The sequence below is a fragment of the Aeromonas sobria genome (genome assembly GCF_000820145.1).
In the GTDB taxonomy this organism is placed as follows: Bacteria; Pseudomonadota; Gammaproteobacteria; order Enterobacterales; family Aeromonadaceae; genus Aeromonas; species Aeromonas sobria.
Genome location: NZ_CDBW01000033.1, coordinates 71,963 through 80,510, shown reverse-complemented (window position 1 = coordinate 80,510; position 8,548 = coordinate 71,963). Strand labels below are relative to the sequence as shown.

The 8,548-nt window shown below is 57.6% G+C and carries 7 protein-coding genes; 2 read left to right on the top strand and 5 right to left on the bottom strand.

Annotated elements, in window-relative coordinates:
- Positions 1-505 precede the first annotated feature (505 nt).
- The gene (locus tag BN1135_RS15575) at positions 506-1,045 is read left to right on the top strand and encodes a gamma carbonic anhydrase family protein (RefSeq protein ID WP_042022707.1); all 540 of its coding nucleotides are present in this window, start codon (positions 506-508) and stop codon (positions 1,043-1,045) included.
- Between the two features lie 82 nt (positions 1,046-1,127).
- On the opposite strand, the gene polA is transcribed toward BN1135_RS15575, so the two are convergent.
- A complete protein-coding gene (gene polA, locus BN1135_RS15570) occupies positions 1,128-3,884 on the bottom strand; it encodes a DNA polymerase I (protein ID WP_042022690.1) in 2,757 nt (918 codons plus the stop codon).
- Between the two features lie 400 nt (positions 3,885-4,284).
- Between polA and elbB the strand changes: the two genes are divergently transcribed.
- Positions 4,285-4,935 carry an isoprenoid biosynthesis glyoxalase ElbB gene (gene elbB, locus BN1135_RS15565; protein WP_042022689.1) on the top strand — a complete coding sequence of 217 codons (651 nt, stop codon included), beginning with the start codon at positions 4,285-4,287 and terminating at the stop codon, positions 4,933-4,935.
- Between the two features lie 72 nt (positions 4,936-5,007).
- On the opposite strand, the gene BN1135_RS15560 is transcribed toward elbB, so the two are convergent.
- The 4 genes from BN1135_RS15560 to fieF all read right to left on the bottom strand — a co-directional run bounded on the left by BN1135_RS15560 (position 5,008) and on the right by fieF (position 8,467).
- On the bottom strand, positions 5,008-5,217 hold the full coding sequence (locus BN1135_RS15560; RefSeq protein ID WP_042022687.1) for a cell division protein ZapB: 210 nt from the start codon (positions 5,215-5,217) through the stop codon (positions 5,008-5,010).
- 248 nt (positions 5,218-5,465) lie between these two features.
- A complete protein-coding gene (locus tag BN1135_RS15555; protein WP_042022686.1) occupies positions 5,466-6,746 on the bottom strand; it encodes a hypothetical protein in 1,281 nt (426 codons plus the stop codon).
- Between the two features lie 21 nt (positions 6,747-6,767).
- Entirely contained in the window at positions 6,768-7,547 is a 780-nt protein-coding gene (gene cysE, locus BN1135_RS15550; RefSeq protein WP_042022685.1) for a serine O-acetyltransferase, read from the bottom strand.
- 8 nt (positions 7,548-7,555) lie between these two features.
- Positions 7,556-8,467, bottom strand: coding sequence for a cation efflux pump FieF (fieF, locus tag BN1135_RS15545; RefSeq protein WP_042022684.1), 912 nt, complete (start codon positions 8,465-8,467; stop codon positions 7,556-7,558).
- Positions 8,468-8,548 lie beyond the last annotated feature (81 nt).

Below are 8,548 nucleotides of genomic sequence, written 5' to 3'. Positions count from 1 at the left end.
AATTTAAGTTTGGTTTGCTTCGTGCTGTTACCGAAGTAACAAGCATTCAGCGGCTCAATGAATTGCTGAAATAAACTGTTCGACTTCTTATTGCTAAGAAATCGTCTTGGTCACTTCACCAGACATTGAAAATCAAAAATTAATTTTGATGCTCGATGCTGTGAGTGCCCACACAGATTGCTTGATTCAAATTGTTAAAGAGCGTTGCGCTTGTCGCGCTGAGGAGGCGTATAATACGCTTCTCACTTCGAGAGTCAAGCGATTGTTTTCGCTTTTCTTTCGGCGCCCACTTCACCAGGAAGCTAGCTCATCAGTCCGGCGTGTTCCGCCGTGCTGGTAGGGGCGCATTATAGGGATCTTCGACATGCTTGCAAGGCTTTAAAGCTTTTAAATTGCTAAAAAGTGCGATTTTTTAGTTATTCATATCAACACACAGCTTTTATACAAACTTATCAACAGAATCTGGTTCTGGATTGCTAGAATGGCCGAAAACAAGGAGGCCAAGATGGACTTGCGACTGAGACCCTACAAGGGAAAACGCCCGCAACTGGGCAAACGGGTATATATAGATCCCTGCGCCACACTGGTGGGTGATATCGAGCTGGCCGATGATGCCAGCATTTGGCCCATGGTAGCGGCGCGGGGCGACGTGAATCATATCCACATCGGCGCCCGCAGCAATATTCAGGACGGCACAGTGCTGCACCTGACTCGCAAGAGTGCCAGCAACCCTGATGGTTATCCGCTGCTGATCGGGGAAGATGTCACGGTCGGTCACAAGGCGATGCTGCACGGCTGCACCATCGGCAATAGGGTGCTGGTCGGCATGGGGGCCATTATTCTGGACGGGGTAGTGGTCGAAGATGATGTGATGATCGGCGCAGGTTCGCTGGTACCACCTGGCAAACGACTCGAATCGGGCTTTCTATATATAGGCAATCCCGTCAAGCAGGCTCGCCCCCTCAAACCCGCCGAAATTACCTTTCTCAAAACCTCGGCCGACAACTATGTCCTGCTCAAGGATGAGTATCTGCAAGAGGCTTGATGACGGGGCAGAAACAGGAAGCCCGGCAGTGTGCCGGGCTTCTCTTCTTATATAGCTATATATAGCAACCGAACATGGTGGATCAGTGGGCCTGATCCCAGTTATCGCCGGAGCCCGCTTCGACTAACAGCGGCACATGCAGATCGGCCGCCGCTGACATCTTCTCCTTGATGATGGCGGTGTACTCCTCCAGCTTCTCTGCGCGGATCTCGAACACCAGTTCATCGTGTACCTGCATCAGCATACGGATCGACTCATCCTCGATGCCGCGGATCCAACTGTCCACGTTGATCATGGCGCGCTTGATGATATCGGCGGCAGTGCCTTGCATCGGAGCATTGATGGCGGCCCGCTCGGCGCCCTTGCGCAGACCGGCGTTGCGGGACTTGATATCCGGCAGATAGAGGCGACGACCGAACAGGGTCTCGACATAACCCTGGGCTTCCGCCTGCTGGCGGGTGCGCTCCATATACTCCAGCACCCCCGGGTAGCGTTCGAAGTAGAGGTCCATGTACTTCTGCGCTTCGGCGCGACCGATCCCCAGCTGCTTGGCCAGACCGAAAGCGCTCATGCCGTAGATAAGGCCGAAGTTGATCGCCTTGGCGCTGCGGCGCATGTCGGTGGTGACTGCATCGAGCGCTACACCGAATACCTCGGCAGCCGTCGCCTTGTGAATGTCCTTGCCCTCGGCAAAGGCGGTCAGCAGCCCCTTATCACCGGAGAGGTGCGCCATGATGCGCAGCTCGATCTGGGAGTAGTCCGCCGCCACCAGCTTGTAACCGGCGCTCGGGATGAATGCCTGACGGATCCGGCGCCCCTGCTCGTTACGCACCGGAATATTCTGCAGGTTGGGATCAGATGATGACAAACGACCCGTGGCCGCTACCGCCTGATGATAGGAGGTATGTACCCGCCCGGTCTGGGGCTTGATCATCAGCGGCAGCTTGTCGGTATAGGTGGACTTGAGTTTGGCCAGGCCGCGATGCTCCATCAACAGGCGTGGCAGTTCATAGGTCTCCGCCAGCTCGGCCAGCACCTCTTCTGCGGTGGACGGCGCTCCCTTGGGGGTCTTTTTGATGATCGGCAAGCCCAGCTTGGTGAAGAGGATCTCCCCCAGCTGCTTGGGCGAGGAGAGGTTGAACTCCTGTCCTGCCAGCTCGTGGGCCTGACGCTCCAGCTCGGCCAGCCGCAGTTCGATCTCCTGGCTCTGCTGATGCAGCAGCTTGGGATCTATGGTAGTGCCGAGCAACTCCATCCGCGCCAATACCGGCAGCAGCGGCAGCTCGATTTCGTTGAATACCCTGGCAAGGCCCGGCACGGCTTCCAGCTGACCCCAGAGGGTCTGGTGCAGACGCAGAGTGATATCGGCATCTTCCGCCGCATAGGGGGCGGCCTGCTCCAGCTCGATCTGGTTGAAGGTGAGCTGTTTCACCCCTTTGCCTGCGATATCTTCAAAGGAGGTGGTCTCGACCCCGAGATAACGCTTGGCCAGCGAATCCATGTCGTGGCGACTGGCGGTGGAGTTAAGCACGTAGGATTCGAGCATGGTGTCGTAGGCGATACCTTGCAGGTCGATGTCGTGGTTGAGCAGCACGTTGCGATCGTATTTGAGATTCTGCCCCACCTTGAGACGGGCCGGATTTTCCAGTAGCGGTTTGAGCTTGCCCAGCACCACAGCCTCGCTCAGCTGTACCGGCGCCCCGAGATAGTCGTGGCCAAACGGTACATAAGCGGCTTTGCCCGGCTCAACCGCGAAGGAGACGCCGACGATCCGCGCCTCCATATAGTCGAGACTGGTGGTTTCGGTATCGAAGGCGAACAGCGGCGCGGCCTGCAGTTGGGCCAGCCAGCCGTCAAACTCGGCTTCGTCCAGAATGCAGCGGTAGTCGGTTTCGATGGCGGCAACCGGAGCAGCCGCCTCGCTACTTGCCTCTTCCGATCCGACGCTCTCTTCGCCACCGGAATCCAGCTCTTTGATCAGGTTGCGCAGCTCATATTCGCGGTAGACCGCCAACAACGACTCCTTGTCGACCGGTTTGAGCAACAGCTGTTCCAGATCCTGCTCCAGCACCACATCGGTCTTGATGGTCGCCAAGGTATAAGAGAGGCGAACCTGCTCTTCCTGCTCACGGAACTTGTCGGCAAACGCCTTGGAGCCACGAAAGCCAAGAGCGGCCACCTTGTCGAGGTTGGCGGCAATCTCGTCAATGCTGCCAATCCCCTGCAGCAGTGCCAGTGCGGTCTTCTCACCGACACCGGTCATGCCGGGAATGTTATCGACCTTGTCACCCATCAGGGCCAGATAGTCGATGATGAGCTCGGGCGGCACGCCAAACTTCTCGATCACCCCTTCCCGATCGGTCTTCAGATCTTTCATGGTATCGATCAGGGTGACATGGTCGGAAACCAGCTGCGCCATGTCCTTGTCACCGGTACTGATCAGCACTGGCAGCTGCTTCTCGGTCGCCTGACGGGCCAGGGTGCCGATCACGTCATCCGCCTCAACCCCGTCGATCATCAAAAAGGGGAAGCCCATCGCCTTGATCATCTGATGGATGGGAGCGACCTGGCTGCGCAGGTCTTCCGGCATGCTGGGGCGATTGGCCTTGTATTCGGGATAGATATCGTCGCGGAAGGTCTTGCCCTTGGCATCAAACACCACGGCCACATGACAGTCAGGGTATTGCTTGCGCAGGCTGCGCATCATGTTGGCCATGACACGGACGGCGCCGCTCGGCAAACCGGTCGAGGTACGCAGGTCGGCCTGCTGGGAGGCAAAGAAAGCGCGGTACAGATAAGAGGAGCCGTCGACCAGAATAAGGGGATTGCTAGAGGCCATGAAATCGTCCTGCCAAAGATAAATAGCCGCTAGGATGCCACAGGGGCCCCTTCACACCAAGGGGCGTAATACCACCATAAACGGGCACTTCAAACGCCCAAGGCTGTGGATAACTCTGTGTTCAAAAATAGCCACCTGGATGTTCATCAGTGATCAAGCTGTGCACAAAAATATAAAAGCCAATATAAAACAACAGGTTGAAATCCAATAAATAGACCGCAACACCGTTAGAATGATCTCGATCAATGTGGAAAAAGATTTAAGGGAGTAGGTAAGGCAGGATCCAAAACGAAACAATCCTAGCACAGCGAGATGACTTGACCAGCGGATGGCGAGCGATAACCATACAAAAGTACAACAATCTATCTTGGCTCACATTTTCAACAACGAGGAGTTTGCCATGAAAAAAGTGGCCGTGATTTTGAGTGGCTGTGGCGTCTTTGACGGGGCCGAAATTCATGAAGCCGTCATCAGCCTACTGGCGCTGGCCCGCCAGGGAGCAGCCGTGCAGTGCTTCGCACCGAACGTAGCACAGCTTCATGTGATCAACCACCTGACCGGTGAAGTGAGCGAGGGAGAGAGCCGCAATGTGCTGGTCGAAGCGGCCCGCATCTGCCGTGGCCAGATCCGTGATGTGGCAGAGTTAGATGCACGCGACTATGACGCGCTGCTGGTGCCCGGTGGCTTTGGCGCCGCCAAGAACCTGTGCGACTTCGCCATCAAGGGGGCCGAGTGCCAAATCCAGCCCGATGTGCTGAAAGCGTGCCAAAGTTTTGCCAACGCCAACAAGCCAGCCGCCTATATCTGCATTGCACCGGCGATGATCCCGCTGATCTATGGCGCCGGAACGCTGGCGACCATCGGCCATGACGAGGGGACCGCCAACGCCATCGAGGCGATGGGCGGCAGTCACCTGAACTGCCCGGTCAACGAGTTCGTGGTGGATCAGGAACGCAAGGTGATCTCCACCCCCGCCTACATGCTGGCCAGCAATATTGTTGAAGCGGCAGACGGCATCGAGAAAACAGTCCGGCAGCTACTGGCGCTGTAATCCCCAACTCGCCAAAAACAGACGGGCCGCTCATGGAGCGGCCCGTTTTCAATTCTGCCTGATGGCAATGAATTAGATGGTTTCGCCCATCTGCTCCATTTTGCCCAGCAGGGCACGCAGACGCTCCTGCCATGCAACATGTTCGTTGCGCAGCTGATGGTTCTCGTCTTGCAGCTTGCCATTCTGCTCTTTCAGCTCGTCCAGCTCCATTTTCAGCAGGGAGATGTTATCGACGGCGGATTGTACTTTGGATTCGAGTTGCTCAAGGACTTCTAGTGACATATGCATACCTGTTTGTTCAATTGCGATGCCCCACAGAGGGCGATTCAAGCGCGTGAAGCCAGCATACCTCGACCGCATTGGCACAAACAAGCCAGTGCGCTGCAAAATGCGCCTTCCAAAGATGTATTGTCTAAATATGCGTCTATTTTTCTCGCATCCTGCGCCCGATCCGATACAAGAGCCTGATAACCAGCAAACAACCCCCTGCCAACAGGCTGGCCAAGGGTGAGATCAGTATCGATTCCACCTCATCCATACAAGGCGCTATAGGCCCCCAACAACAGGCTGGCGATAGCGTACATCATCAGCCCGTAACACAGATTCCAACGCAGGATCAGGGCAGCACTCAAGTTGTAGCGGGAGGCCAACGCGAGATTGGAGCCCGAGAGCGGACTGGTGCCGGTGGCGAGCCCCCATCCCAGCAAGAAGCACATGCCAAGCAGACTGGGGTCTGGCGACAGCGGCCAGAGCAGCGGTGCCACGGCAGAAATAGTGATCAGCGGATGAACCCCGACAATGGCCACCAGCAAAATGAATAACAGCGTCAGGGAGGCTTCGAGCCAGCCAAAGTGGTTGAACAGCGGTAGACCGTGCCCCATATCAAACTCGACTACTGACAGCGCACTGTTAATGCCCGCCGCCAGCAAACCGGCCCCCAGAAACAGCACCAGCTGACCGCCGATGGCGGGAAAGCGCTCCACCACCTGTCGCTTGAGGGCCGCCTTGCGCCCGACCCTCGGCATAAAGAGCAACGCCAATAAAGGGGCCACCAGCGCAATCACCGCCAGAATGCCAAGCTGGGGCCAAATCTGCTTGATCAGCAGCACCAGCAACGCCAGCGTGACCGGCAAGCCCAGCGTCTGCAGTCGCAGCGGATAACCGGCAAAGTCGGCCACCCCGATCCGCTCCACCTGCCAGGCGGTCAAGCCCATCGCCAGCAAGGCAGCGAGGATCCCGAACGGCAGAATATGGGAGAGCTGCAAGCCAGGGGCATAGGTGAGCGCCACCGCCATGGCAACAAAGAAGGGTGACCAGAAGGCGGCGGCACAGAAGATACGGCTTAGCACCATCACCTGACGCCGCTCCAGCGTCCCGTTGCGCTCCAGCCGATCGCCGATGATGAACAGCACCGAGAGATTGATCACCGCCCCCAGCAAATTGAGGCTGGCCATGGTGCTCCACAGCCCCTTACGTCCGGTCCAGGAGGTAGTGCCGGTCAGCAGGCCGGAGGTGGCGAGATTAAGGGTGCTCACTGCGGCAAACATGGTGAGCATATTGATGTTGGGCAGCAGCCAGTCGCCAGCAGCGAGGCTGGCCCCCCGCCACCAGGAGAAAATGAGCAGCAACAGGGCCGCACCATAAAGGGCCAGCGCTTGCCGTTTGGCGGCCCCCACCAGCCATGGCCAGGTGAGCAGTGACGCCCCCCAGGCTGCGATGGCGGCAGGCCAGGGGGATAACCCCAGATAGAGATGAAGCAGGTTGAGCAGCCACATCCCCAGGATCAGGTAACCTGACCAGCGCTTGGCCATCGAATTGTCTCGGTCAGGGGATCAGAGGCACTGATCCATATCCAGTGAAGGCTTGTCGCAATCCGGGCGGCCAACGATCTTGGCCGGTACCCCGGCTACTGTGGTGTGAGGTGGTACCGGGTTGATCACCACGCTGCCCGCGCCGATTTTGGCCCCCATGCCCACTTCGATATTGCCGAGCACCTTGGCGCCCGCCCCTATCATCACCCCTTCGCGGATCTTGGGATGGCGATCACCGCTCTCCTTGCCGGTACCGCCGAGGGTCACGCTCTGCAGGATCGAGACATCATCTTCGATCACCGCTGTTTCCCCGACCACGATGCCGGTGGCATGGTCAAACATGATCCCCTTGCCGATGCGGGCGGCCGGGTGCACATCCACCCCGAACACCACCGAGATCTGGTTTTGCAGATAGAGGGCCAGCGAGCGCCGCCCTTGCCGCCACAACCAGTTGGCAACCCGATAGCCCTGCAGGGCATGGAAGCCCTTGAGATAGAGCAACGGGGTGGAGAAGAGATCGACCGCCGGGTCACGTTCCTGCACGGCGCAGATGTCAGCCGCAACAGCTGCCAGCAGTTGCGGCTCACTGTGCAAGGCCAGCTCGATCACTTCGCGCAAGACGATGGCCGGCATGGTGGCACTGTCGAGCTTGTTGGCCAGCTGGAAGCTGAGAGCCGACCGCAGATTCTTGTGATTGAGAATGGTGGAGTGGAAAAAGCTGGCCAGCATGGGCTCTTCGGTCACCATGCACTGTGCTTCTTGCTGAATTTTCTGCCAGGTTTTGGCAACCAGTTCATCCATGTTGCAGCCTACTGTTGTTCGGGGTGGGGGCTCTGTTGTTCTTTTGTCAGCACCGAGATGGGGTCCATGTGGATGATGACATCCATCCGCTCGAATGCCTGGCGCACCGCCAGTTCGGCTTCATCGGCGATCTGATGGGCCTGGACCAGCGGGATCTGATCATCAAGCTCCAGATGCAACTGAACGAAGCGAGTCGGCCCGGATTGACGGGTACGCAGATCATGCACACCATGCACACCTTCTACGGCGCAGCAGAGGGCCATTATTCTCGCTTGTTCTTCGGCTGGCAACTGACGATCGAGCAGCGCCTGCACCGACTCATAGCCGATGTGTCCCGCCCCCCACAACAGGAACAGCCCGATCAGAATGGCAAACAGGCCGTCGGCCCAATACCAACCCTGCCCCGCCAACACCAGCGCCAGCAAGACACCGGCATTGAGCAGCAGATCTGAGCGGTAGTGCAGCATGTCCGCCTTGATGGCCACGCTGTTGGTCTTACGGATGACAAAACCCTGAAAACTGACCAGCAGCAGCGTCAGCACGATAGACCCGCCACTGACCCACAACCCCGCCTCCAGTCGATGGATCGGAGCCTGGTTGAGCAAAGAGGAGATGCCGTGCATCACCAGCAGCAGCGCCGAGCCCGAAATGAACGCAGACTGGATCAGCCCCGCCAGCGACTCCGCCTTACCGTGACCAAAGCGGTGCTCGTCATCGGCAGGGGCCAGCGCATAGCGGATGGCAAACAGGTTGATGATGGAGGCACTGACATCCATGAAGGAGTCGGTGAGTGACGCCAACAGAGTCGATGAGTCAGTCATCAACCAGGCGATCAGTTTGCCGATAATCAGCACGGTAGCAGTGGCGACCGCAGCCATACTGGCAAAGGTAACCCAACGGGAATATTGTTGATGGCTCAAAACCGGCTTTCCTATGACGGTGAAAAACTTATTATACCCTGACCCCGACGCCAGTTTGGCGCGAAAATCTGCGGAATAACT

Excerpts from the sequence above, each read along its gene's own strand:
- elbB (WP_042022689.1), top strand. The coding sequence starts at position 4,285 with ATGAAAAAAGTGGCCGTGATTTTGAGTGGCTGTGGCGTCTTTGACGGG.
- cysE (WP_042022685.1), bottom strand. The coding sequence starts at position 7,547 with ATGGATGAACTGGTTGCCAAAACCTGGCAGAAAATTCAGCAAGAAGCA.
- BN1135_RS15575 (WP_042022707.1), top strand. The coding sequence starts at position 506 with ATGGACTTGCGACTGAGACCCTACAAGGGAAAACGCCCGCAACTGGGC.
- BN1135_RS15560 (WP_042022687.1), bottom strand. The coding sequence starts at position 5,217 with ATGTCACTAGAAGTCCTTGAGCAACTCGAATCCAAAGTACAATCCGCC.
- polA (WP_042022690.1), bottom strand. The coding sequence starts at position 3,884 with ATGGCCTCTAGCAATCCCCTTATTCTGGTCGACGGCTCCTCTTATCTG.
- BN1135_RS15555 (WP_042022686.1), bottom strand. The coding sequence starts at position 6,746 with ATGGCCAAGCGCTGGTCAGGTTACCTGATCCTGGGGATGTGGCTGCTC.